The organism is Ottowia thiooxydans, assembly GCF_040548795.1.
Lineage (GTDB): Bacteria > Pseudomonadota > Gammaproteobacteria > Burkholderiales > Burkholderiaceae_C > Ottowia > Ottowia thiooxydans_A.
Map to the genome: position 1 here is coordinate 63863 of NZ_JBEPSH010000001.1, position 24170 is coordinate 88032.

A 24170-nucleotide genomic window follows, 5' to 3' on the forward strand; every position below is an offset into this window, starting at 1 on the left:
GAGTAGGTCAAACAGCATGGTCCTAATGGCTGGTACTTGAGTGAGCTGTTTCTTTTGCGAGAGATGCAGCAATGCTTGAGAGATCTCTCGGAAATTCGCGGCTTGAATCAATGCTGCCCCCTTCGGAGTAAACACCCATCAAATCTCGGTAACGCATCATTCGATTGAGAACCTGTTGCGCTCTGTCGGGGCTTTTTTGCGTTGAAGCAACTTTGTCCTCGACCAATTTTTCATTCATCTGAAGCATGGATTGGTCGTCCAGGTAAGCCCCGTCGCGCCAATGGTAGATCTCCAGCATCTTGTCTTGTAGCGTATACGGGCTGTCTCGCTTCCAGAAATTGCTGAAGCATCCATCCCCAAGGTAGATGACCCAGGATCCCTCATACCCGGAGGCATTCGAGGAGGGTTCATCAGGATTTTTGAACCACACCCGATCACCTGGCACATAGTAGTTCATGGGTATGGGTACATCAGCAGTACCGTACTCAGAAAGAAAAACTTCGTGAAATGAACCGGACTTGATGCAACGCGTTCTGGCCGTACGCTCCAACTGTTCGTACAAGCCTGGCCGCGAGCATTCAGCCTCTTGCGCGATACCAAGCAAAATGACGTATTCGGTCGCGCGATAACAGGAAAATTCATACAAGCGCCCGGTACGCTCGGGCTGCGTCGCTGCTGTGAGCGCATCTGTGAGGCTCGCCTCCGGTTTGAGCAAGAACCCTGTACCCGGTTGATCCTGCCAGAAAGCGCTGGGTCTTTCTGCTGCATCGGTTTTAAAGGCCAGTGCAGTTTTCTCCGCCGCTCGAGCGATGTTGCACCTGATCCGCACATGCGCCTGCAATTCATCGAGGTCTGCGAAGTCAATTCTGACTGGCGCGCCGAGCAGGGCCACCCACACCTCAAGCATCAGCAGGTCATTGCCGCTGATATTGGTAATCTGAGTTAACCGCTGTCGCAATCCCAGCGTGTCATGTGAGGGCAGCAGAATCTCAAAATGCGGTTCCTTCAAACGCAGTCGCCATACTCTGCCTTGCGGCAGGTCAAGGGACTCTCCCATACACCAGTCCAACCCGCCCAGCGGCCGCAGTATCTGGGTGACCTGATCGTGCATGTGATGGGCATCTGATTCAGGCGGAAAGCTGATGCTGATTCCTTCAGGCGGGGAACCGACATTGTCCATGTAGCCGTCTCCAAGAGGCCATTTTTGGCCTTCAGTTTTTCTAGTTCATCAAGCCTTGACGTGCGTCTATACAGCGCTTTGAACGCAGTCCCTAATTCATCTTACTGCATCATTTCAGCCAATAAGGACTATGAACGATTGATTTTCCAAGGGTTAATCCTTACGAGGAATAATCTTTGAAATCACTTAGATCAACCAATAAACGGTGTTGTTGCATAAATCGGCCAGAGGCCGAGCAATTCCCGACCCCAGGGCCTCCTTATGAAGCAGCGGCCGTCTGGGGCGTGCCAAGTGCGGTGAACTGATTAAGGATAGAGGTGCGAATGCTGAGCTTTGCCACCTGCCGCTCAAACGTTCTGACCATCACTTTCTCGCCCAGGCGCTTAAAGCAATTCATCTTGGTCTCCACCAATGACCTTCGGTGGTAGCCGCTCCAGCATTTCCAGATAGCACGCCCCACTTGTTTGCGCGCTTTGACCGCTTCATTGCGATGAGGTGCATTATCTGGTCGGCCAATGAGGCTAGGGCTGTTTGATCCATCTGCATGGGGTGATATCAATTATTTCCTGCGCGGATCCATTTTGACGCTAAGAATCAAAGAGATATCGAAATTTACAGATAAACCGAATATTTTTTGATGAAAGAATGGCTGCTGTTCATTGATTTTTACAACATCATTCTTCAGCTACTTGTTTTCTGAAGGGTGGCTTCGTAGATGTACCGCCGATGCTTGCCGGCATGACACCGATTTCCGTTTTACTCCGAACGCTTTTCATTACAAGGTTGCTTCTATGACATTGGATAACCGAGCTTGCTCCAGCTTTGCCACTTTGCAATCCCACTCTGTCAAGAAAGCTAGACGTGCGCTCTGCCTATTCGCCGTGACAGTCATGGCTGCGCCGGGGCTGGCCATGGCGCAAACTACCTGTGATGGCAGCTTGTTTTTGTCGCAAGGTGATCAAACTCAGCTCAACCGCATCTCCACCGCGACGTCCCCGATGACATTCACGCCTATTGGCACCAACGATGGTTGGTACAACTCGCTGGGCATGTCGCCGGACGGCACGCAGCTTTACGCCCTCTCGATAGTCACCAATGGCAACGATTTTCTGACGGTGGATCCCGCCACTGGTGCGGTAACCGCTCACGATATCGACCTGGTTAGCGGCACGCCTTTCAATGCTGGCACAGTGGGAAGCGATGGCGTGTACTACGTCAAGATGACTGGCGATAATGACGCAATCGCGGCCATCAACGTCACAACAAAAGCCGTCACATGGATTGCCCTCGATCAGTCCATCCAGATATCCGACTTGGCTTGGGTGGGAGGAGCAGGAGGTGGACTCTATGCGGTTGGGGACAATGGGCAGCTTTACTCCATCAACCTTGCAACCGCGCCAGCCACTGTGACTGCAATCGGTACCCCTGATGCCACCGGCGGCGTGCTGGGCGCGCAGTTTGGCGGCGTCAATGGGCTGTTCGGCTCCGCTAACGATGGTAGCGGTTTCTACAAGATCAACCTGACTACGGGCAAGAAAACTCTTATCTCCAGCGCGCCGGGCTCGGGTACCAACGACGGCGCCAACTGCCCTAACGCGGTCATCGCCTTCCCTGCCGAGCTAGTGATCACAAAGACCGACGGCAATAGCACGTACGCGCCGGGCAGTGATGTGGTCTACACCATCACTGTACAGAACAACGGGCCTTTTGCCGCTATTGATACGAAGGTGACCGATGCCTTGCCTGCAGGTATCACGACTGCCAACTGGACATGCAGTGCTACGGGCGGCGCCACATGCCAAGCGAGTGGGAGCGGGGCTATCGATGACATCGTCACCTTACCAAAAGACGGCATCGTGACTTACCAACTAACGCTGAAAGTGCCCGCCAATTTCACTGGCAATCTAGTGAATACGGCGACCGCGGCGCCTGGCCCGGACAACACTGGCAGCAGCGTCAGTGCAACCGACACCAACACCCGAGCAGGTGGATCAACAGCTGGCACGACCACAGCAGTGCCTGCACTTGGTGGTTTGGGAGCGCTGTTGCTATCCGGATTGGTGGCAGGGGCGGCAGGGCTCACGCGCAGAAAGAAGTCGCCCTAAGTCTGTCTTTAACATCTCTCCAGAGTTTCCAGCGGCGCATTTCGAGACCTCGCAGTCAAAGATTCCGCCCATTCCATCCCACCGCCTGGGCGCGCCTTCGCGCGCGGCCCTTGCATCAACAATCGATCTGCATCTAGCTAGCTTTCAAGTCCAGCTTCTTCACAAGCGGACGCCAAGTGGCAACCTCGCGGTCGTACATTTGCTGAAACTCCGCGATTGAGCCTGGCAGCGCGGTGAACCCTAGTCCCTTCAAGCGTTCACGGACATCCCCCATGGCAAGTGCCTCATTCACTGCCTTGTTGATTTCGCGCACAGCCTGATCGGGCGCTCCGGCGGGTGCGGCAAGGCCGAACCATGCTGCTGCTGAAGTTCCGGGGTAGCCGGCTTCGGTCAGCGTGGGGACTTCAGGCAGAGCAGAATCGCGGTTGCCGTCCAGGATGGCTATGGGTCGGATTCGACCCGATTGGTACATAGGCAGTGCGGCTATCAATGCATTGAAGCTTACGTCAAGCGTGCCACTGCCTAATGCCGTGAGTGCCGGTGTGTCGCCACTAAATGGAACGTGGTTAAGTTGCAAGCCCGCGATGTCAGCGAAGTTGGCCATCGCGAGGTGGGTAATGTTGCCGTTGCCAGCCGAACCTGCGGACAGTGAACGCTGCTTGGCCAAACGAACGAGTTCGTCAACGTTTTTCACCGGGAGGTCAGCACGCACCCAAATCCAGATCGGCGCGCGAACCATGCTCGCAACAAGCTTGAAGTCCTTGTCCGGGTTGTATTTCAGGTCTCCGCGGAGCGCTGGATTGATAATCATCGCCCCGTTCGAAGCCACGAAAAGGGTACGGCCATCCGGCTTCGCTGCAAGCGTAGCCGTTGCTCCGATGACACCTCCACCACCAGGTTTGTTATCAACAAGAACTGGCGCGCCGATGATGTCGGCGATCTTTACACCGAGAGTTCGCGAGATGGTATCCGATGCCCCACCTGCCGCGAACGGCACCACTAACCGGATGGGTGCGCTACCCTTTAAATCTGCGGCCGAATGCGTCGACGTCAGCAGCCCTGCAGCCAGCGTCAAGCCTGATTTCACCAAAATATTTCTTCTGCTTTGCATTCTTATCTCCTTTATATTTTTGTTTGAATGGGGCTACGCCATCATTGAAAGGCCGCCGCTGGCCTCTATCACTTCGCCGGTGATGTAGCCAGCCAGTGGGGAGGCCAGAAACATCACCGGGCCTGAGATGTCGCTCGGAATTCCTACACGTCGAAGCGGAATTCCTTTAAGACGTTCCGCGTATTTCTCACCGACATTGACGTCGCCGTAAAAGGGCGTGTCTATTAGTCCGGGCGCGATAGCGTTGACAAGGATGTTTTTTGTACAGAAGTCCTTGGCCATCGATTTGGTGAGCGACGAGACCGCTCCTTTCGAGCTTGCGTAAGCGTGGCCACCTGGAGCGCCACCATTGCGAGCAGCGGTCGAACTGATGTTGATGACACGGCCTTTGCCAGAGCGCTCCAGCAGGGGAAGACAGGCTTGCGTGACCAAGAAGACCGAACGCAGATTGATGGCGATAACCTTGTCCCAAAGATCAACACTTACATCAGGAAAAGGTGTTTTGTTGGGCGATGCGCCCGCATTGTTCACCAGCACATCGACTCGGGAACAGTTTTTTTCAATCTGCTGCACGATGGCCTTGACTGTCGCCGCGTCAGTGAGATCGCCTTCGACAAGGAGATGCTTCTTCCCCGTGGTCGCAATGTCTGTCATTAGGTCCGACGCCGCACCCGCCAGACCGAAGTCGTGGGCAATAATCGTTGCGCCAGCGCGGGCAAAATCGCGTGCCATCTGGCCGCCTAGTCCGCCGCTGGCACCTGTGATAAACACTATCTTCTCGCTGAAATCGAGCATGTTGAAAGCCTCTAGGTGGTAGTTGATAAATGAGCTGTTGCGGATTGCTCAGTGCTGAACCAGATAAGCTTTTTTGCGCATGAACCGAGTGATCGAGTCGTAGCCCAAGCGTGATCCCGCCAAGCCTGAGCGCTTGAAGGAATTTTTCTCATGAATGTCACCTTCGCCAATAGCTGCAGTGCCTAAGCCCGTACTATTGATGCTCACTGCGCCGACTTGAATTCGTCGTGCAATAGCCATTGCTTCATCGGCAGAGCCCGCGAAAACCGCTCCACTCAAGCCATAGGAACTGTCATTGGCCAGCGCCACTGCCTCCTCAACCGTGTCGTAGGCCATGACAGGCATGATCGGACCAAAGGTCTCCTCGGTCATTAACACCATGCTATGGTCAACTCCGGTAACCACGGTGGCCGGCGCGTACCAGCCACCATCGCGCTGCTCAACCATGCCTCCGCACTGGATCTTTGCGCCCTTGCTTAAGGCGTCTTCGAGGTGACGATTGATTTCATGAGCTTGGCGCTCCAAGATGATGGGTCCTAGGGCGCCGTCGTCAGGAGTTGGATAGGCGATCTTGACTGCACTTGCTTTTTCAACAAGGCTCTGAACCAACTTGTCCATCACCGGCCTTGCGACGTAGATTCGCTCGATGGATACGCAAACTTGCCCGGCATTCGAGGTTGCACCAGCGACCAGGGAGGCAGCGGCTGCATCGAGGTGGGCTGATTCGGTGACGATAGCGGGATCTTTGCCGCCTAGCTCCAGGAAAGCTGGAATAAAGGCGCGGGCAGCGGCCTCGGCGACCTTCTGACCAGTCTGCACGCTGCCAGTAAAGCAAACTGCATCCGCATGAGCGATAAGCGCTTCGCCAATAGCTTTGTCACCTTGTACGTAGCGCAAGACCGCATTCATCTCAGGCACCCGTTGAATGGTCTTGACCAGCGGCTTAACAAACCTTGGCGTAATTTCACTCGGCTTGACGATAGCTGCACAGCCTGCGACCAACGCAGGAATAGTGTCGAGCAAGGAGCTAGATAAGGGGAAGTTCCATGGGCTGATGACGCCGACCACTTGAAAGGGGTGGTAGCTTCCTCGGATTTCAACGGACTTCATTGAACGCAGGTGGAACGCGCGTTCCTGGAACACCTCGCGAGCCATGATGGTGAGCTTGTCTATGCTGGACGAAAGCCGTTGCATCTCTTTTTGTGATTCGGCCAATCGTCCCGTATCCGCAACCAGTGATGCCAGAATCTCGTCATATGACTCCAAGTACACCTTGCGCCAGGCATTGAGTACTTCCAGTCGCCCTTCCAGTCCTATGCTTTCCCAATGGGTCTGGTTTGCTCGCAACTCATCAGCTAGAACTGGCAGATCAGAAACTTCATTGCTGACCAAATTGAAATCGTATTGGCCGGTGCGCGGATTTCGTATTGGAATGGATGTGCTCATATGCCTCCTTAAACCCTTGATCGTGAATAAATCAAGTGGTCAGTGTAGAAACGCATTTCAGAAATCAGAACTTCCTAAAGAAGCTTTAGGTATTCGTTTAACTCATGGGATGTTGGCTCGCGACGGACTCACATCAGTCGGTGGCCATGATGGTTAGTCGTCGCTCGGTAAGGCGTCGGCGCATGCGCAACGTGCCTGGTCTGGTAGGAGCTCTGCGCCATTCCCGCTTGTCGTGGATGCCCGAGAGCCGTCCTGACAGAATGATCCCGATTTGGCAAGGACGGTCGGCAGGCAGCGCAAGCCGTGGGCGTGTCGCCTCAAACGCTTACCGCGTGGGCACAGAAGGAAGCCTTCAAAAGCCACGTACAGGCTCTGCTACAGCCTGCCCATACAGGCGTGCAAACAGCCCTGCAAGGGCTTCACCAGCGGGCAGCGGAAGTGCTGGCAAGCCTCCTAGAGACCGCACCACCAGCAACGAAATTACAGGCCATCCGGTTGATTTTCGAGATCAACAAGGCCACGCCACCCGCGCAGGATTCCGCCTCAAGCTATGAAGAATTCATGAAGCATTTTGGAAAGGGATTGACCCATGCAAGCCAGCCAAAGCACCACCATTGAAGCCAGCACCGGCACCGGCACGACCCTCCATCCATCGTTGCCCGCATCCATGCGTCGAGAAGACCTGGACGCACTGAAGGCACAGCACGCACGCATGACGGGCGATTGCAAAGGCCACAGCTCAGCTACACGCGCCGCCATGGCATGGCTTGTGACTGCGAATGCACCCCACATGCGGGCAAGCCAGCTTGCAACGTGGGCGCGGATGCCCAGCTATGGGAAGGGGCGAAGGCAGCGCACAAAGCCAACCCCGAAGCCCTGCACACGTTGCCGGATCGCATCCTGCAATCAATTGCATGGGGGGAAGCCGTAGCCCTGCTATGGGGGCTTCGCAAGCAAACCTAAAGCCTGCCCTTAGGGCTTGACCCTTACGCCATCATCAATAACGCTTGCCCCGGCTTCGGTACTGCCATTGCTGGCCTTGTCCACAAGGTGAAGCTATCTGCGCTGGAAGACTTGCAATGGCGGCAACTTTCCAGCCCTGAAGTCCCCTACAGGCCGACCTTCAAAAACTGGCTTTGCCTGCCATGGTTGCCGGATCAACTCTCTTCATCTCCAAACTAGCCGTACTTATTTCTGCGGCTTGTCTTCCATGTGATCAAGCCAGTCTTTGAGAATTGTTCTGATCAAAAATAATACCTGAAGAAGCATTACACCTGCAAACGCAGCAAGTCCGACACATATTAATAATGCCCACCACTCAGGAATTAGGCCGATTGTAACTTGAATTGCAGAAGCACAAAGACTTGAGATGATTGCAACAAATAAGACTTTGCTAAGATTTCGGACAGGGCCATAATGCGATAAATCTGGATTAATTTTTCGCCGCTCAGCCAACTTTTTCTTGTAAGATTCGCTGTCAAACACATTCTCCTTGAATTTGACAACGATAAAAACTTTCAAGGATAGTAAAAAGCTGCCGACGGTTAGCAAGCCAGAAAAAAGAATTGAGCGGATTTTTTCGTCGTAAAACTGGATTGCCTGTGCGGAATCAGGCGTAAAAAAAATCACCGCACCCAAAACTGCCAACGCGGCCAGGATAGATGCAGCAATCATTTTGTTCATGGTTGGATCGGAACCTCAATAATGTGGCTATTGCCTTGACAGGCCGTTAGCAACTCTTGAACAACCCAAGATTCGTGAAATTGAGATAAATTTAGATCATTTAGCTGAGCGGCAACATCGTCAAATTCATATTCCGCAAAATTATCGGGATTATTAAGAATCGAAAGATACTGAGGGTTTCCTTCTGCATCACTCCCCTCGACCTTGCCACGCTTAGCTTCGCCAGATCGTACAAAATTTGCAATTGCGCCAGCCGCGAGCTGTGTAGGTGTACCCGTGGCAAAGCCAATTCTAGTTGATCTAGCGCGAATATGATTCGCTAGTGGGCGAAACTCATTCTCCGTAACAAAAGGAGTGGTGAGAAGGTATTCAAATGATTTAACTTTATCAAATTCGGCGATTAATGCCTCAAGCGCTTCCTGTCGAACTAGCTGAGTCCATTTTAAACGTCCGGAATTTTTCTTTTCGATTTTTATCCGATTTTCTGGTGTTTGGTCTCCAGGAGGGAGTGCCGAAAATATGCTCTCAATCTTCTGTTCTTTAAATGAACCGAAACTCTTTCGAGCCAATTCACAAAAACTGGGAACACTACAAGATTGATGATAGTGTTGATAAAGGCCCGCCCCCGTTGTTTTGTGGATCACAAAGAAATTGAAATCCATGAGACCGGAGTCTTGTCCTAGCTCATTTACCCGCACGACCACTCCAGCGCCATCGTTAATCAGTTGACAGAACCTACGCTGATCCTTTATTGTTACAACCAAGCCGACTCGATAGTTCGCATTAACGGCATCATTAATAAGAAGGAGTCTTTGCCCTTGAACCACAGCGCCAATATTGGGAGGATTCTGGTGGAGGTGGGATGCCCATTGATCGAGGGTTAGATTTTTACTAACCGCCTCAAAGGTGAAGCCAAAGAACCGAACTTTCATCCCACTCCTCTAGGTGAAAAATATTTGGGTTAAGTGTACTGTCGAAGGTGGGGCAACGCCATGAGGCAGGTGATTGTTGAGTTAAAGCTGGTGGCAGGCAGGCTAGTGTGAGCAACTCCCTAGTAGACGTTGACGCTTTCGACCGCAAAGTTCTTGTAGCTCAGTTGAAGTTTTGCACGCTTGCGCCCGTCAGTCGTCGGGACGTTGAAGTAGTGGATTTCCCGCCCACCGATGTTCTGCACCGAAGCAGGATCACCAAGAAGGTCATTGACGAAGGCATGCGGTTTTTCGCGCAGTAGTCGGGGGTAGGTTCCAGAGTCACAACCTTGATGCTCAAGGCATCCGCGCAGTAGCTTTGCATCTGCCTTGGTTTCCGCATCCCATAGTTCTCGGGTCTCAGCGTTCAGCTTGGCAAGTCGGGCACTGCTTGCCCTGATTTCATCCAACGCCTTTTGCTGCCCCTCAGTCAGCTTTTCCTCGATTGGAGCTGGTGCTTTTGGAGCCTCTACGGCGCGCACAGTTGGCGCTTTCGGTGGTGCGCTTGCAACTGGCGTAGCTTTGTCTTGCTTGGTGAGGATCGCCACAACCACACCGATGGCGAAGACGATCAGCAGCCACTTGCCAATGCCCCCTTTGGCCTTCTTTTTCGCGGGGGCTGATGTTCCGCAGTGTGGGCAAGTTTTCGCCCCTGTGCTGACCTGCTTGCCGCACTCCTTGCATGTGGTCATCGCTATAGCATCCTCTTTTATGGTTGTTTCAAAACTGAAAATTCTAACTATAGGTGGAAGACGGAAAAACAACGAAACGAGATGCTTTGCTCACTTTAGTGGGCATACATGGCAGAACTGGAAATAGCTTTCGGCAAGGCGTTACGTGACTTGCGCAACCAAAAATCCCTATCGCAGGAAGCGCTTGGGTTTGAGGCCGAACTTGCCCGCAACTACGTCAGCCAGCTAGAGCTAGGCAGCAAGTCCCCGAGCCTGCGAACGATCTTTAAGCTATGCAAGGTGCTGGAGACCAGCCCAGCAGCCATGATTGAGGATGTAGAGCGTCGCATGAGCACGCCCAAGAAGACTCGCGCCGATTCCGTTCGGTGAATGCAGCGGCGAGGATGGCCCCTCTTGCAACTGATTGCACGAGATAATTGAGCACCTGCAACAGGTACTACAACGTACAACGCAAGCGCTTCGCTTGATCCGCCTGTGCAGGCAACACCAACGAGGGAAGATGCCTGCAATTGTTCCTGAGCTTGTCAACATGGCAAGCGACCCCACCGTGTCCACCACCGATCTGTTGCGCCGTGCCCTTGTCGTAGCCCGTCGCCTTGCAGCTCCTGAGCTTGTGGATTGGATCAACTCGGAGCTAACCGGCTATAAGCAAGAGGAAGTTCCAGACTACAGGCGGCTTAATGGGCAATTGGTTGCAGAGAACCCATACAACGGAGTGATGCCGTTTTTTGCACCGCCCGAAATGACTGAACTCTTAACGGACTTTTCTGCACGCCAGTCAATCCCCGAGCTAATCCGCCTTCAGACCAATGAGGCAGGAATTTTCAGTCACTTTCCTCCAGACGTTGAACAAACGCTCATACGCATGATGCGTGAAAGCATGGGCGTAGCAATGCGGCCCGCTCTCAGATTCTCGACTGTCCAGATTGAGGGGATCATTGAAACAGTCAGGAGTCGCATTCTTGATTGGGCGCTAGACCTTGAGGGGCGCGGCATCATCGGTGAAGGAATGACGTTCACTCAGCAGGAGAAACTAGCAGTGCAGCAGATTCACAATCACTTTGGCGACGTATCGGGATCGCAGATTCAGATCAGTTCCAGTGGATCAACCCAGACACAGGCCAATACCACGGGTGCTAACCTTGAAGCCCTCAAAGGCTTGGTACAGGCGCTAGCGGCCGTGCTTGAGCCTGCCCAAGGGGATGTAGCCGACGAACTACGGTCAGAACTGGCGACATTAAAGGCTCAGGCCGATTCCCCAAAGCCCAAGTGGGAGATCATCAAGGCCACCGCACGCAGTATTAAGACCATAGCGGAAGGGACAGCGGGAGGGCTCATTGCAGGGCTTGCCCAGCCGCACATAGCAACCTTGCTTGCACTTGCAGCAGCATAGGGAAAAGCATGGCAGCAGACTATGTAGGCTGGGGTATCGGTATTGCAGGCATCGTTGCCGCTACCGGTGTTGCGATATGGGCAGGGCTTCGACAAGGGCCAAAGGCCGATGTGCGAATTGATGGGGTAGTCCTGATGTACTTGTCCCTTAACGATGGCGACAACACTTTTAAGGCCAGAATCACAAACCACGGCAGTGCAATAGGCGAGATTGCCCGAACGGAAGTGCAAGCCACCTTGGACGGTTCAGCCCTCACGGCCAAAATTGGCGGCAAAGATGTAGTGGGAACCATCGCCACAAGCGAAAGCAAGGAGCTATGGCTAGATGTCGTGTTGCCCGAACCAACGGGCATGGACATTCACGATGGCCGCAAGCGCCTACGTGTGACAGTGACCCTACATCCGGCAAAGGGCAAGGTCATACGGTCTAGCTTCACCTTTTCACGTGATCCCGGCTATGGATTCGTGCCAAGCACAACACCTTGAAGTCTCCCCCGCATCCTGCAATCAAGTGCAGCTCCTACCGGGTCAACTTTGGGCGGGTGTTTGGGCGGGAAAGCAGGCCGCCAAAGAAAAAAGCCTAAGTGAATCAATCACTTAGGCTTTATCTTGGCGGAGAGGGAGGGATTCGAACCCTCGGTACGGAAACCGTACGCCTGATTTCGAGTCAGGTACATTCGACCACTCTGCCACCTCTCCGCAGTGTCGAGCCGTTGATTGTAGCAGGGAGTTTTGCCCGTTCCTGGGAAGGCGGAAAAACTTCAATGCCAGCCTTTACGCGGTTCCTCTGTACACCGCGTTCAAAGCATCCCATAGGCAGCCTATTCGGTTGGTTCCAGCGGAGCGCCATGAGGCACTCTGTGCATCTTTCCCCTGTCAACTCCGTTTGCAGCCGCTACCGATAGCAGCTCTGTATAAAGCTCCTCGTCCATATCTGGCGAGCGAGACAGTATCCAGCAGTACTTGCATCCATCACCCACTACGACAGCATGTTGATAGGCCTCATCCACGTGCACCACGTAATACCCGGAGTAGAACGGACGGAAGAATGAAACTTTGAGAGCTCCTTCATTCGGTGAACCGGCCAACTTGGCGATCGCCTTAGCCGACTTCCAGACTCCTTTTTCGGGATCAAACCCTTGGTTGAACACGCTTACTGTTCCGTCATTGTTTAACGAGTAGTCGGCAGTGCAGGATGTGATCCCGCGCTCGAACATGAAGTCGATTCGGGCGACCTCGTACCAGTGCCCCAGATAACGTTCAAGATTGAAGTCACGGACAGGCTGCACTGCAGGAGGAGGTGATACGCGTTGAGCTACATACCAACCCGCCGCAATGCCAACCCCACCGGCGAGCAGGGTGGCTGCGGAACGTTGAGAGGTACAAGCTTGTAGCGACTTTCTTCTCATTGAGCTTCCTTTCTAAACTTCTTTTATAGGTCGCGAAGCCGGCACGCAGAGTAGGAGAATCACCCGCAGACGCCACAAGCAAGATCTACAGTTCGGCAATGGGGGGGTGGGGATCAGCGTACTTCGAGTTCTTCTTGTCGAAGGTGGACTGAGGGCCGGAAATGCGCAAGAAATATGCTAAGATCGCAGGCTTCGCTGATGAGAGCAATTTCATCCGCAGCGCCCAGTAAGCGACAAGAAAATTTTCAAGTCAAAACTGCATCGCTAAGAAGAAACCACCGAATTTCAAGCTATAATTTAAAGCTTGTTCCTCGATAGCTCAGTCGGTAGAGCGCCGGACTGTTAATCCGTAGGTCCCTGGTTCGAGCCCAGGTCGAGGAGCCAAAAAACTCCAACGAAATCAGCCACTTAGGTCACAAGCCTTAGTGGCTTTTTTCTTGCCCGGGAGCTTTATATTTGGCAGTGCCAAATATCCAGTACTCCTAACCCATCTCCACCATGTTGGGCTGGGCCGTCTCAAGCCAGCGCTGTTTGATGTAAATTTCCGTCGTATTCTTGGACTTGTGTCCGCAAAGCAACTGGATTCTTTCGATGGGAACACCGGCTAGCCACATGTCAGTTGCGCCCTTTCCCTTCAGATCCCGGAAGCCAAAAGATGCCATGGGCGCCAACTTGCGTGCCTTGCGCCGCACGTTCGCCACTGCGATGGATTCGCGCAGCATAGAACTTAGCCCGTGATAGGTGTAGTGATCACCATCCAGGCGGTGCACCAGAGGCTGGCGCAGTTTTACGACACTCGCGTTCAAGGGTCCCATCGCTTTGTCAATCAATTCCACCAGGTTCTTTGGCAGAGCAATCTTGATGGGCGAGCCCGTTTTGTTTTGCTGGTGCACCAAGATCCGCTGGCCACCTTCGACCGCCAAGTTAGCGGACGTCCAATAAATGATGTCGCTCTGAGGCCGCTGGAGAGTGCGGTAGGTGAGTTCCATCATCAAGCGTTCAGCGGAGCTGGCGACGGCAAAGACTTCCCGGTACTCGTCGTGAGTGACATACCGAGCCCGCTTCGTTTCCTTGTTGCGCTGCACACCGGACTCTCGAAGGCAGGGATTGACCTTCAGGCCTGGCACTTTCCCGGTTCTCAGGAGCCAGCTAAAGCAAGCCGATAAGCAGGCCCGCTCGCGATTGGCCGGCGTAGGGCGTCCCAGTTCAGCCATGGTCGTGACGAAGTTCTGAACCATGGCAGCCTCGACATCATGGGGCGTTATAGGCGGAGCGAATGCAACGCGAAGTGCTCCGCGCGCACGTGTCGCTGTCGGCGCCAGGATCGCGTCTTCATAGTCTTCGAGCGTCCGCTGGGAGAGCGTGCGTGCTTTGACCTTCGTTTCGCAATGGACAAGGAACTGGTCGAGCCAATAAACCATCGTCCCATAGAGATTGCTCGAGTCATTGAAGGCTTTGGCCTTGGCGTTGGCATCCTCGCGGTTTGTGCCCAAGCGTTCCCATTTGCCATCTGGGTGGACGTAGAAATACGCACCGTGATTGAAATAGACGCGTGATTCAAGATCGAGATTGGTCTTGCGGCGACGGCCCATCAGGCTACCTTTCTGCGACTGAACAATTCAATGATTCCTGCTGTGTTCAATTGGGGGGGCGGAGCTTCCGCTTTCGCAATGGCTTCCGCTTGCCCACTCAATACGGCGTCGGAATGCGAGCGCAGAACGAGTGGGCGGCCGTTCGGTTTGCGGTTGACCGTGAGGCCAAAGGACTGGAGGTGGCGAACTTTGGCGGCATTGATCTCAAGGCCGTCGCACATCTCGTCGATTTCAGCGTCAGTCAAATAGGGGCTGTTCATGATGCGCCTTCCTCGTTGACGTTGTCATTCCGCCCGTTGCGGATTGAGGCGATGGTCATGACTTTCCTTCCTTGGCCTGGGTAAACAATCCACTCGAGGCCTTGCGATAGGCCGCGTGTATTAGCGGTTCTGCAATCTCGCGCATGTTCTTCGCCTCTTCGCCCGCCCACCACTCCACCATGCACTCAACGGTGTCGTAGTCATCAGTGGTGATCTCGTCTAGAGCTTCAAATCTGACGGATGGTGGGTATGGAGGGTCGTATATCCACAAGTCCCGCGCCAGCATGGCTTCAATGGTCCGGAGGTTGCGATTGATCCCGCAGTGGCGCCTATTCTCAATAGCCCATGCCATGAGAAATGCGTGTGCGCGCAATCGGTATGGCCCACCGCTGTCGATGGCGCAAAGGCTCTCTGCAGCCCTTGTGAAGCCGAGGCCGCAGTTGCAACCCATGAACACCATGAATGACGCGCACACGGTCGCCTGGCGTTGAGTCACTTCATCGCACAGAGAGTCCCGCAGAATACCCGGCAGTCGGTTTCCGCCAGCAGAGACATAGTCCTTCCACAGACTCAGGTAGCGCAATGCGATTTAGATGTTGACTGACAGATGAGGGGAGCGCACCGCCCAGCAATGCATCGTCCAACAGACGGTTGGCTTTGGATGTGAATTCATTGCCATTCAGCGGAAATGAGCGACCTGCGCTGTCTCGCGCCTGATCGTATAGTTGATCGATGTTATGTTTTTCGCGCTTGATCCCGCCTTGAAGTGCGCTGATAGCTCGTTCACCCACCGAATGAGCATCATCAGAGCTTCCAGCTCCTAGGCGGTTGATGGTGCCGATCAGAGCGCTGTTGTTTTCATTCTGGACTTTGGCCAAACCGTGGAGGCCACTATCGTTCGAATTCGCTCCGATTTTGGAGAGATTTTGTTCTCGTGTAATTTGGATAGGGTCAAGCGTGAGGGTGCCGCGAGTCGGCATAGCCCCCACTCGCTGGAAATCCAAGAGACGCGACAACGCGGTCGAATTAAGCGATTTACCTGAGCGCAATGCGGCTTCCGCATCTTTGCGCATGGCTTGGGACGCTAGATCGCGCGTAAGTGTCGCACCGGAGGTAAGTTTGGCAACGGTAGCAAAGCCCGCATGTCTGATGCTCCCCATTCCAGCAAACTGGCTAACTCATCCGAGTTGAAATGAAGAGTGTCAGTAAGCGTCTGGAACATACGAGCAAAATTGCCGGGCGTTTCCCTTTCGATGGCTTCGGGTTCCACTTGTCGCATGTTCAGCTGGGAAATGCGTACAAACAAGCTCTTCTTTTGCGCTTCTGTTATTGCTTCAGCTTCGAAAGCTCGGAATATCAGCGCCTGAATTGACACCTTCCAGTGTCGCTTGAATGGCAGCAAGTCACGCACCTGCACGCGAGGTAACTTCGAGAGCTGAGGCCCCAACTCTGCGGCCGGCACAAGGAATTCGCCAGCGAACTCATCAGCTTCAATCTCCATTTGATCATGCGGCTCTCTGTGCATGACCAAATGAGCTAACTCGTGAGCAAGTGTGAACCTCCAGCGATCCCCTGGGACTTCGCAGTTCATGAAAATCAGTGGCGGCATTCCTGCAAGTCTTAGGCTTGTTGCATCTACTGTTTTGTGCCCAAACTCGCATGAAATAACTATCACGCCAGCACTTTCGACTAATGCCGTCAGGTCTCTAATAGGTCCATCGGGTAGATGCCAATGTGCACGAAGCGCGCGTGCCACGTTGCTTGCTCGGTCTCCATAGTTCTCAATGTCCCAAGAAGGGAGAGGGCGTTTGGGTTGAATCTCGACATGAGGGAGCACGCGCTTAGTTGCAATACGCAACAGGTTAACAAGGCTATGAATGCGCCTTCTGTCAGCAGCGCTTATGGTCGCGCGCTTCCTGTAAAAGTAAGCGCTGGAGCCAAAGCCTAGCAAGTCTTCCTCCTGCTCGAAGAATCCGCGCGGAAAGCCCAAGGTTTGGACTAAGCGAATCGCGGTGTTTTCGTCTACTTCTTTTTTCAGCCCAGCCTCTATTTTGGCTACTTGAGCTTGGCTCATTCCGAGCATGCGGGCCAGTTCCTCTTGACTTATCGCTCGATAGTCTCGTGCGAGAGTCAGCATCTGTCCAACGATAAACATCATCGTGACTTGGTTGTAATTGAAATGACTTTGCCTTCAGGTTTCCTTGGCTTGATCCCAGCTGGTTCGACTTCACCACCAGTGTCGCCGTCATTGCTGGGCGAGAATAGATCGGCGACTACGGTTGCAGTGCCTCGATCAGAAAGTGAAACCACCCATGCGTTTCCATATCCAGAGGGGCAGGCCAGCCTCACATCAACTACGTCTGCGTCTAAATCATCCAGTATGTAGCCGACTTCAAGATGGTGCGCCGCGTCGATACCATCAAGTTCAATCTGGCTGCGGAATTCGGCGACCTGCAAGGTGGGCTGATTCCGCGAACGGTTGTCGTAGTCAAATTTTTTGAAGCGGATCGCGTATCTGCCGCCGATCACGATGCCATGCATGAGATTCAGTTTGAAATAGCAAACTCCAGGTGTTGAGTCGGCATAAGCGGCAGCTCGACTAAGCAAGAAATCGTGAACAACTGAGGCTCGACTTCGAGCGCCAAAAGTGACATGGCATATGCTAGGGAGTGCCCTGTAATCGGCCCAAGCCCCCCTTACCATCTCATCAAATGCTTCCAGGTGATGGTCTAGTTCCTCACACACTAAATCTTGGGAAACGATCGCCATGGGTGCAAATCTCCTTTGCAAGCAATCATACCTCAGATTTAATTTTTTCCTTAAATTATTCCAAGAATTATTCCGAAGGCGGACGCCTCATCTCACCCCTCCAAATCAAACTCCATCTGAGCCGCCTCCCCCCGCGACCTAAACAGCACTTCGGGTGGGGTGGAAAGATGTCAGCCCTTGCAGGCCAACTCAATTTGGCTGGCGGAGATCTTTGCTTTTTTCATCCGTTCGATTAATTCGGGTGAGCAGCTGCCGCTGACGCTTTGCTCGGCGCCAACCTCCCGCTTGGGTGTGATGGGGGTTGCTGCGATAGGGCATCCTGCCTTTATGTTATCCAGGGCTGCCATCATGTCTGTGGTGTCCACCTCTTGCATTTTCACGCCACCAACCAACGTCGATACTTGCACAAGAAGTCGGGTGGACTTCAGGGCCTCTACGAACTCACGTCCGGAAATAACGACAGTTCGAATCTTCTTCTCGGTCTCGTTCGCGAGTCTAAGAGGGCTAGGGGCTTGATCGTCAAACCGTAGGGTGACACCTTGTAGGCCGCCGCTGAAACCCATATAAAGAGTGTCTTCCGTGAGCTGCACCGAGTAGTCATTGTTAAAGATTCCGGTGCAATCAACCTTATCGGTCATCTTGTCGATATCTCTTACAACCTTCCATTTACCTGCGGTGAAGACAGTTTGCGCATTTTTTAGGCCTTGCGCCAATGAAACGGTAGGTGCGACAGCGGCAACACAAAGCAGCGAGGCTAAAGCTAATTTCCTCATTTCCATCCTCCGTTGAAACAATCGCTCACATCATAGCCGCGACGCAATGGCAACTAGTCAGGCATCCATTTGCGGGGCGTGACCACAGCGCCAACAGCCTGGATTCCCTCCAACTAGGTGACATCGCACGTCATGCGTTCGGAGCCATTGACGCTCATAACCTCAATGGAAGAGGGGCCGGTCACCAAACGCTCAGAACTGAGCCGTGTAAATGCGGCGATTTTCCGTATTTGGGCCGGCTGAAAACTCAGCCGGTCGATTTCAGGTTGCAATTCTCGCGTATCAAACGCTTGAAGCACATGATGGCCTGCGCCGACGAGGGTGGAACTAAAAGTCGGCACTGCGGCTTCGTAATGACGCAGGCGCGGCCTTATGAAGTGGCTTGGATCCCATCCAGTCACCCATTTGCTGGTACTTGCCAATGAACTGCAGGGGCACAACGCCCTGGGGCCCGTTCCGGTGTGCGACGATTAGATAGTAGGCCGCCTGAGGCGTCGGAACCGTAGGCTTTGTGATGCTTTCGATCGGTGGGTAAGCTTCGTTTCTAATTGCCATCGTTTGTGCCTGTTTGGGTCTGTTTGGGTCTGTTTGGGTGTGTTGCGATGGCTCGACTTTTCCCTGTGTCGCGTACACGAACCCTCTTCGTGCACGCCTTTGTTCCATCATGCTTATTGTTCTGAAGGCTCGTCTGCTGTGATGCAAGCGCGCGGTGAACTCATTTGGAGCTAGCTTCATCATCGCGCTTCGCTCCACCCGGAAGCTGCCGCTGATTCACTGCCCGCTGGCTGATAGTCCAAAACGTGTTGTTGAAGTGTCCGGTCCCTGCCAGCTGGCAAGCTATAGTTTGGCAACGTGAGACTTACCGGGTTTCGCGGAATTTTTATACCCGTGCTTTTGAACAGCTCAGACCCCGCAACCCCAAGCTGCAGCCGCGTTCAGGAGGAATCAATGTCCAGAATATCCCGCGCGGTCCAGCTTATCCCGCAAGGTTTGCGGCATACATCACATTAGGTCTCATCCACAGATATGGCGGAATTTCTCAAAGACTACGGCCCGGCGATCGGGCCAACATTGGCGTTCGTCCTTGGTATGCTGGCACTTTATGGGAAATATCGTTTCGACCAGATTTCGGCGGGATGGACCGTTGCGCGCAGAATCGACAATTTAAGAAGCTTAGTTGCCAAGGTAGCGCCACCTCCCGAGTACTTTCCGCAGTCAGCAGGTGGCAGACTCATTCTCGCGGACGAGGCTCGGAACCTGACGAACCTAGCTCGCTTCTATGCGCACTTGCTCGCGCTCAAGCCCGTTGTCGAAGCAGTCAGGAAATCGGTGGCCGACTCGGGCAATGAGGATCAAGTCATCCGCTTTCACAGCGCCAAGTGGTGGTTTGACATACTCATCACTACGGTGGAGAAGTGGCGCTCCACAGAGAACTTCAGACTCTCGCCCACCGACCATGCCAACCTGCTAAGCGAATGGAAGCTGTTCGTGGAAACGCTTTCGGGCAAGGCCAATATGGACTACATACAAACTCGCAAAGCAGGCAGTGAGACCTAACAAGTCGTTCGACACGGTCACACGGCGGCATTGCGCTGCCAAACATGCCAGTGAGCATACGTCCGGCGGCGCAATGCCACTGCGTGCCGGTCAACTCCGACGTTGTGTGTCCACTTTCGTCTTCCACCACCGGCTGCTCGTGGCCGATAGCAGAAGCCTAACCCCATGCGAGCGCTTCCGGTGAAGATGCGCTCACTACCAGTTTACTCTTTGTTGAGAATGCGACGGATGCTTGGCGTGGACCCCATAACGTTGAGCAAGGATGCTGGCGACGTCTTTAGCTTGCTTTCCCGCTTCAAGTAGTCGATTGCGCTCGTGCACGAGATCAAACAACTCGGGAATTTTGGAGTTCGACTGGCTCGTACGCGCAGACTTTTTACCACCAACACTGCCACCCTGTTTGATACGCGTTTCCTTCGCTTTCAGGCCCTGAATAACTGGGCTCAATAGTCTTGAGGCGGCCGCGATACCTTCGGAGTTGCTTATGTGGTTCGTAAGTGTTGCTAGCCGTTCATTACGAGGCGCTAGTAGAGGTGCCTACGTTAGCGGAATTGGAAATTCCAATCCACCAGAATCCAATGATCTTCAGCCCAGCGGCTTCTGCAGAAGCCGCTGTCCCGCCCCCCACGAGATGCAGTTTTTCTTCGAACTTCAGGACTGCTGGTGACGCAGCCTACGCATGCCCAGACCTGCAGCCACCAAGCCCATTAGCATCAACCCCCATTCGCTCAAGCTCGGTACCGCAGTGGGTGCCAGTGCCGGAACGGGAGCCCGTGGGGTTGCCGCCACCGAAGTCGACGCGGCACCTGCCCCGGCTACGTTGGACGCAGTGACTGCACAGTCGTACGCGGTGCCATTGGTCAGACCTGCCACCACAACAGGGCTGGCGCTGCCTTGGGCTGTGAGGGCTGTACCGCCACCCGATGGGGTGCAACTCGCGCTGTAACTCGTGATGGGGCTTCCGCCAGTGTCCGCAGGTGCGGTGAAGGCCAGAGAAATTTGCGCATTGCCCGCCGTGGCGGTCACGCCTGTAGGCGCACCGGGAACGTTGGCAAGCGGAGTGCCCGGCGCCACGGGGCTGGACGCAGGCCCGCTTCCAACGGCATTGCTGGCTGTGACGGTGCAGTTGTAAGCGGTGCCGTTGGTGAGGCTAGTCACGACAATGGGACTGCTCATGCCTGAGGCAATGACTGCCGCGCCACCGGCCGCTGGAGTGCAAGTAGCCGTATATGCCGTGATTTCGCTGCTGCCGATGTGGGTCGGAGGGCTGAAGGCCAGACTCAATTGGGCGTTGCCCGATGTGGCCGTGACTCCTGTAGGGGCGCCAGGCTCATCTGTCCAGGTAATTGAAACCTCGCCATTGCCAGCTTGAACACCGGCCGTATTGATTTGGTTGTCCCCGGCATTGAGCGAACCACCTCCACCACCGCCTGAGAAGGGCATGTTGCCATTGGTGCCACCACCTGAATATCCACCGCCTCCTCCTCCATTGCCACCGGTGTACCAGCCCGCGCCGCCTCCGCCGTATCCGCCGCCATCCGAACTGCCGCCGCTGGGAGTACCGCCGGCGCCGCCGTTCAAGAAGGATTTTCCGTTCCCACCTGGGTTGGTATCACCGGCAACCCCGTTGGTGAGAAAGCCTCCCCCGCCTCCGCCGGTTCCCCTATTGGCACCTCCGCCGCCGCCGCCCGCGCCTCCAGCCACGACGCCATCTGCACTCGCTGTGCCGCTGTTGGTAATGCTGGCATCCATACCGTTGAGGTTACTGCCGCATCCCAGTATGTTGTTCGTGGCACCGCCACCTCCGCCCGCTATAACCAATGGAGCCGTGCTGGATTGTCGGACGACAAAAGAGCCTCCTCCGCCGCCGCCATCCTGACCGTTACTTTGCCCTTGCTGGCCTACAAGAATGCTTAGCGCTTCACCTGGCGCCACGCCGAAATCACCCACCATGTGAGCACCGAGGCCGCCGCTGGCCACGCAGGCAGTCGAGACAGAACCGCCTTGTGCGCCCTTGGCACTGATGGTGAGGTTGGTGACACCAGCAGGAACTGTGAACGTCTGCATCGTCCCTGTGTATGTAAACGATGCCGAACCGGCCCACGCCGAGAATGGAAGGCACAGAGAAAGTGCCCATGCACAGGAGAGGCGCCCACGGTTCAAGTGCATAGTAACCTTAGGTTGTTAATGTTGTGTCGTTTGGAAACTATTGTATATGTTTGATTAAAGTATTGACAGCTGTTGCGACGCGGCTTTGGGGTACGCCTCAGGATCCAGGCACTCTGTGAATTTTTTCCTGAAAGTGGACTTTCGTCTTTAACACCTGGGGAGATCGCTATTGCCATCGAGGCCAGCCTCCGCGAAAAACAGGGTTATGCATTTCCCTATTCATTCCTTGTTGCGTCCTTGGCAGTTGGCCCTCATTTTTGTAGCTGGTGTACCCGCCGCCCACGCAGCCTGTATCGATACTGCCTCGCGAGCGCAGGCCACTGCTGGTGACAACTGTCCTGCTACTGGCACGGTCTACAGCGGAGCTTCCAATGCGGCTCACGCCTTGCTGGCAAGTGGAGCCAACAGCACGCTAACCATCTCAAGCAACGTCAGTGCCAACCCATTAGGCTACGGATCCAATGCTGGCACGGGCGTGGTATCTGCAGGGGCCGGAGGACGCCTGATTGCCCAGGGCAACGTTACGCTTATTCAGGCTGGCGCCCTTAACTCTTATGGGGTCGCGGCGGGGCCAGTTAATCCAGCCGGGGTCGGCACGGTAGGCATACGAGGCGCAGTGGATGTGACCATGGCTTCGGGTGGCTCTACGCGTCGGGCCATCATGGCCAACGGTGTCGGAAGCGAGGTCACTATTGATGGACCCATCACCGTGACGCAGACCGGCGGTACCTCTCACAGAGGTCTGAGTGCGGAAGGCGGCGGAAGCATCAATTACGCAGGTGCCAGCATCGACTTCCGAGGTGACGCAGGCTCCACTGGCATTCGGGTCTTGACAGGTATGGCCAGACTGCACGGCACAGGCAATACGGAGGTGTGGGTAGAAGGAGCTGGCGCAGTCGGTTTTTTGACCAACGCTTCAGCAGAATCCACGGTCGACGGCTGGCTCAAGATACATGGGGATTTGGGAGCAGACTCTGCTGCCAGCATTCAGGGTTCAGCGAAGTTGACCGTAGGTGCCGGCTCTTTGCTCGATAACACGGGCGGTGTGGCGGTACGCATCAGCAGTGCAAACGCCGAACCACTGGTGGCGGGGACGGGCTTGAGCATTTCGGCTTTAACGGGCTTTGCCTATAGTGGTGCCATCACTCCATCCACTACATTGAATGGCGCCAATGTCACTGCGGCCACGCTGTGGCAAACCACTGCTGCTGCGCAGCCCAATTTCATCGCCGACGGCGGCACTTACACGGGTACCAGCGCGCAAGAAGCAGGCAGCGCACTGAGTGTCTCCCTGTTCAATTCGGCTACCTGGAACTTGACGGCTGATGCGTTTCTTACGATGCTCAGCTTAGCGGGCGGCGGCACCCTGTCCACCCCCAATGCCACGCGGACCATGAGCGGTTCGGTGACTAACACATCCGGCTTGGTGGACTTAAGTGGTGCTAGCCCTCAGACGGGTGACTCGCTCACGGTCGTCGGTAATTACTTTGGCGCCGGAGGTGTCATACGTTTGGACACCGTGCTGGGCGACTCCAGTTCACCTACCGACATATTCACGGTGCAGGGCAGTGCAACGGGCACGACGACTCTGGATGTTCGCAATCTCAATGGGTTGGGGGCGGCCACGACAGGTAATGGGATCGCCGTAGCTACCGCCAGTGGAGTAGCGGCGGCCGGTGCTTTCGTTTTGGCGGGCGGGCAATTGGAAGTCGGTGGATTTCTCTACACTCTGAACCAGGTGGGAAACACTTGGTACTTGCAATCCAAACTCATCCCGCCGGAGGCCAGCGTAGTTTGTGCGCCTTCAGAATTGACTGATTCCGAGGCCCAAGTCAGTACCTGCACTCTGACTCTGAGCTACGCGCCTGCGCAAGACTTGAGTGTGAACCTGAATCTGCCCGTTGCGAGCACTCGTTACAGCACCACCTGCACGTCGCCCATCGTGATGGCGGCCAACACGAGTTCAGCAACCTGCACGATTACCGCAGTGGAGAATACGGTGGCAGGAGATGGTGATGTCACTGCAGAGCTCTCAATAGCGGCGCCTACTACGGTCGATAGCTACACGGTCGCAGGCTCGCCGGCGCAAGTGTTGGTGCGCAATGATGATGCGGCCGTCGTAACTCCTGCGCCCCCTACGCCGGTTCCTACGCTGGGCCAGTGGGCGATGTTGCTGCTCTCGTTATCCATAGCAGGAATCGCCGCAGCAAGCTCACGCCGCAGGCCTTCCTGAATCAGGAAGAAAATTGAACTGATGAGCCGGATGATC

The 24170-nt window shown here is 54.6% G+C and carries 24 protein-coding genes, 2 tRNA genes and 1 pseudogene; 8 read left to right on the forward strand and 19 right to left on the reverse strand.

Going from position 1 to position 24170, the window contains the following annotated elements:
- Positions 1–22 precede the first annotated feature (22 nt).
- Complete coding sequence (locus tag ABIE13_RS00295; protein WP_354440148.1) at positions 23–1180, reverse strand: hypothetical protein; 1158 nt, start codon at positions 1178–1180, stop codon at positions 23–25.
- A gap of 259 nt (positions 1181–1439) precedes the next feature.
- Positions 1440–1673, reverse strand: a pseudogene (locus ABIE13_RS00300) (IS5/IS1182 family transposase); the annotation flags it as partial.
- Positions 1674–1971: 298 nt separating this feature from the next.
- Here ABIE13_RS00300 and ABIE13_RS00305 point away from each other — a divergent pair.
- Complete coding sequence (locus tag ABIE13_RS00305; protein WP_354440149.1) at positions 1972–3285, forward strand: DUF11 domain-containing protein; 1314 nt, start codon at positions 1972–1974, stop codon at positions 3283–3285.
- A 133-nt stretch (positions 3286–3418) separates the two neighbouring features.
- On the opposite strand, the gene ABIE13_RS00310 is transcribed toward ABIE13_RS00305, so the two are convergent.
- From ABIE13_RS00310 to ABIE13_RS00320, 3 genes are read right to left on the reverse strand one after another with little or no spacing between them, the layout of a single operon-like run.
- Positions 3419–4396 (reverse strand): Bug family tripartite tricarboxylate transporter substrate binding protein, encoded by a 978-nt coding sequence (locus tag ABIE13_RS00310; RefSeq protein ID WP_354440150.1) that lies wholly within the window; start codon positions 4394–4396, stop codon positions 3419–3421.
- Positions 4397–4429: 33 nt separating this feature from the next.
- Complete coding sequence (locus tag ABIE13_RS00315; protein WP_354440152.1) at positions 4430–5191, reverse strand: SDR family NAD(P)-dependent oxidoreductase; 762 nt, start codon at positions 5189–5191, stop codon at positions 4430–4432.
- 48 nt (positions 5192–5239) lie between these two features.
- On the reverse strand, positions 5240–6637 hold the full coding sequence (locus tag ABIE13_RS00320) for an aldehyde dehydrogenase family protein (RefSeq protein ID WP_354440154.1): 1398 nt from the start codon (positions 6635–6637) through the stop codon (positions 5240–5242).
- 396 nt (positions 6638–7033) lie between these two features.
- Here ABIE13_RS00320 and ABIE13_RS00325 point away from each other — a divergent pair, with 396 nt between their 5' ends.
- Positions 7034–7255, forward strand: coding sequence for a hypothetical protein (locus ABIE13_RS00325; protein WP_354440155.1), 222 nt, complete (start codon positions 7034–7036; stop codon positions 7253–7255).
- A gap of 570 nt (positions 7256–7825) precedes the next feature.
- On the opposite strand, the gene ABIE13_RS00330 is transcribed toward ABIE13_RS00325, so the two are convergent.
- The 3 genes from ABIE13_RS00330 to ABIE13_RS00340 form a co-directional block, all read right to left on the reverse strand.
- Positions 7826–8320 carry a hypothetical protein gene (locus tag ABIE13_RS00330; protein ID WP_354440157.1) on the reverse strand — a complete coding sequence of 165 codons (495 nt, stop codon included), beginning with the start codon at positions 8318–8320 and terminating at the stop codon, positions 7826–7828.
- Complete coding sequence (locus ABIE13_RS00335) at positions 8317–9252, reverse strand: hypothetical protein (RefSeq protein WP_354440159.1); 936 nt, start codon at positions 9250–9252, stop codon at positions 8317–8319. The genes ABIE13_RS00330 and ABIE13_RS00335 overlap by 4 nt, the downstream gene beginning before the upstream one ends.
- Positions 9253–9371: 119 nt before the next feature.
- Positions 9372–10052 carry a zinc ribbon domain-containing protein gene (locus ABIE13_RS00340; protein ID WP_354440161.1) on the reverse strand — a complete coding sequence of 227 codons (681 nt, stop codon included), beginning with the start codon at positions 10050–10052 and terminating at the stop codon, positions 9372–9374.
- A 36-nt stretch (positions 10053–10088) separates the two neighbouring features.
- On the opposite strand from ABIE13_RS00340, the gene ABIE13_RS00345 reads away from it, so the two are divergent.
- The 3 genes from ABIE13_RS00345 (at position 10089) to ABIE13_RS00355 (ending at position 11858) form a co-directional block, all read left to right on the forward strand.
- Positions 10089–10349 (forward strand): helix-turn-helix domain-containing protein, encoded by a 261-nt coding sequence (locus ABIE13_RS00345; RefSeq protein WP_354440163.1) that lies wholly within the window; start codon positions 10089–10091, stop codon positions 10347–10349.
- 130 nt (positions 10350–10479) lie between these two features.
- Positions 10480–11373, forward strand: coding sequence for a hypothetical protein (locus tag ABIE13_RS00350; RefSeq protein WP_354440164.1), 894 nt, complete (start codon positions 10480–10482; stop codon positions 11371–11373).
- A gap of 8 nt (positions 11374–11381) precedes the next feature.
- Positions 11382–11858, forward strand: a complete 477-nt coding sequence (locus ABIE13_RS00355; protein ID WP_354440165.1) for a hypothetical protein — start codon at positions 11382–11384, stop codon at positions 11856–11858.
- A 124-nt stretch (positions 11859–11982) separates the two neighbouring features.
- Here the strand turns inward: ABIE13_RS00355 and ABIE13_RS00360 are convergent.
- Together ABIE13_RS00360 and ABIE13_RS00365 are read right to left on the reverse strand one after the other, a co-directional pair.
- Positions 11983–12071: transfer RNA gene (locus ABIE13_RS00360), tRNA-Ser, on the reverse strand.
- Positions 12072–12193: 122 nt separating this feature from the next.
- Positions 12194–12781 (reverse strand): lipocalin family protein, encoded by a 588-nt coding sequence (locus ABIE13_RS00365; protein WP_354440166.1) that lies wholly within the window; start codon positions 12779–12781, stop codon positions 12194–12196.
- Between the two features lie 308 nt (positions 12782–13089).
- Here ABIE13_RS00365 and ABIE13_RS00370 point away from each other — a divergent pair.
- Positions 13090–13165, forward strand: a tRNA-Asn gene (locus ABIE13_RS00370).
- Between the two features lie 98 nt (positions 13166–13263).
- Here the strand turns inward: ABIE13_RS00370 and ABIE13_RS00375 are convergent.
- The 8 genes from ABIE13_RS00375 to ABIE13_RS00410 form a co-directional block, all read right to left on the reverse strand.
- Entirely contained in the window at positions 13264–14373 is a 1110-nt protein-coding gene (locus ABIE13_RS00375) for a tyrosine-type recombinase/integrase (RefSeq protein ID WP_354440168.1), read from the reverse strand.
- The gene (locus tag ABIE13_RS00380; protein ID WP_354440170.1) at positions 14373–14633 is read right to left on the reverse strand and encodes a hypothetical protein; all 261 of its coding nucleotides are present in this window, start codon (positions 14631–14633) and stop codon (positions 14373–14375) included. The genes ABIE13_RS00375 and ABIE13_RS00380 overlap by 1 nt, the downstream gene beginning before the upstream one ends.
- 55 nt (positions 14634–14688) lie before the next feature.
- Complete coding sequence (locus ABIE13_RS00385) at positions 14689–15129, reverse strand: hypothetical protein (RefSeq protein WP_354440172.1); 441 nt, start codon at positions 15127–15129, stop codon at positions 14689–14691.
- 1 nt (position 15130) lies between these two features.
- Positions 15131–15706 carry a hypothetical protein gene (locus tag ABIE13_RS00390; RefSeq protein WP_354440173.1) on the reverse strand — a complete coding sequence of 192 codons (576 nt, stop codon included), beginning with the start codon at positions 15704–15706 and terminating at the stop codon, positions 15131–15133.
- Between the two features lie 11 nt (positions 15707–15717).
- Entirely contained in the window at positions 15718–16791 is a 1074-nt protein-coding gene (locus ABIE13_RS00395; protein ID WP_354440174.1) for an XRE family transcriptional regulator, read from the reverse strand.
- Complete coding sequence (locus ABIE13_RS00400; protein WP_354440176.1) at positions 16788–17402, reverse strand: hypothetical protein; 615 nt, start codon at positions 17400–17402, stop codon at positions 16788–16790. The genes ABIE13_RS00395 and ABIE13_RS00400 overlap by 4 nt, the downstream gene beginning before the upstream one ends.
- A 170-nt stretch (positions 17403–17572) precedes the next feature.
- Positions 17573–18175, reverse strand: coding sequence for a hypothetical protein (locus ABIE13_RS00405; protein ID WP_354440178.1), 603 nt, complete (start codon positions 18173–18175; stop codon positions 17573–17575).
- A gap of 327 nt (positions 18176–18502) precedes the next feature.
- Entirely contained in the window at positions 18503–18730 is a 228-nt protein-coding gene (locus ABIE13_RS00410) for a hypothetical protein (RefSeq protein ID WP_354440180.1), read from the reverse strand.
- Positions 18731–19201: 471 nt separating this feature from the next.
- Here ABIE13_RS00410 and ABIE13_RS00415 point away from each other — a divergent pair, with 471 nt between their 5' ends.
- The gene (locus tag ABIE13_RS00415) at positions 19202–19732 is read left to right on the forward strand and encodes a hypothetical protein (RefSeq protein ID WP_354440182.1); all 531 of its coding nucleotides are present in this window, start codon (positions 19202–19204) and stop codon (positions 19730–19732) included.
- A 651-nt stretch (positions 19733–20383) separates the two neighbouring features.
- Here ABIE13_RS00415 and ABIE13_RS00420 read toward each other — a convergent pair.
- Complete coding sequence (locus tag ABIE13_RS00420) at positions 20384–21799, reverse strand: IPTL-CTERM sorting domain-containing protein (protein WP_354440183.1); 1416 nt, start codon at positions 21797–21799, stop codon at positions 20384–20386.
- Positions 21800–22106: 307 nt separating this feature from the next.
- Here ABIE13_RS00420 and ABIE13_RS00425 point away from each other — a divergent pair, with 307 nt between their 5' ends.
- Entirely contained in the window at positions 22107–24134 is a 2028-nt protein-coding gene (locus tag ABIE13_RS00425; protein WP_354440185.1) for an IPTL-CTERM sorting domain-containing protein, read from the forward strand.
- Positions 24135–24170 lie beyond the last annotated feature (36 nt).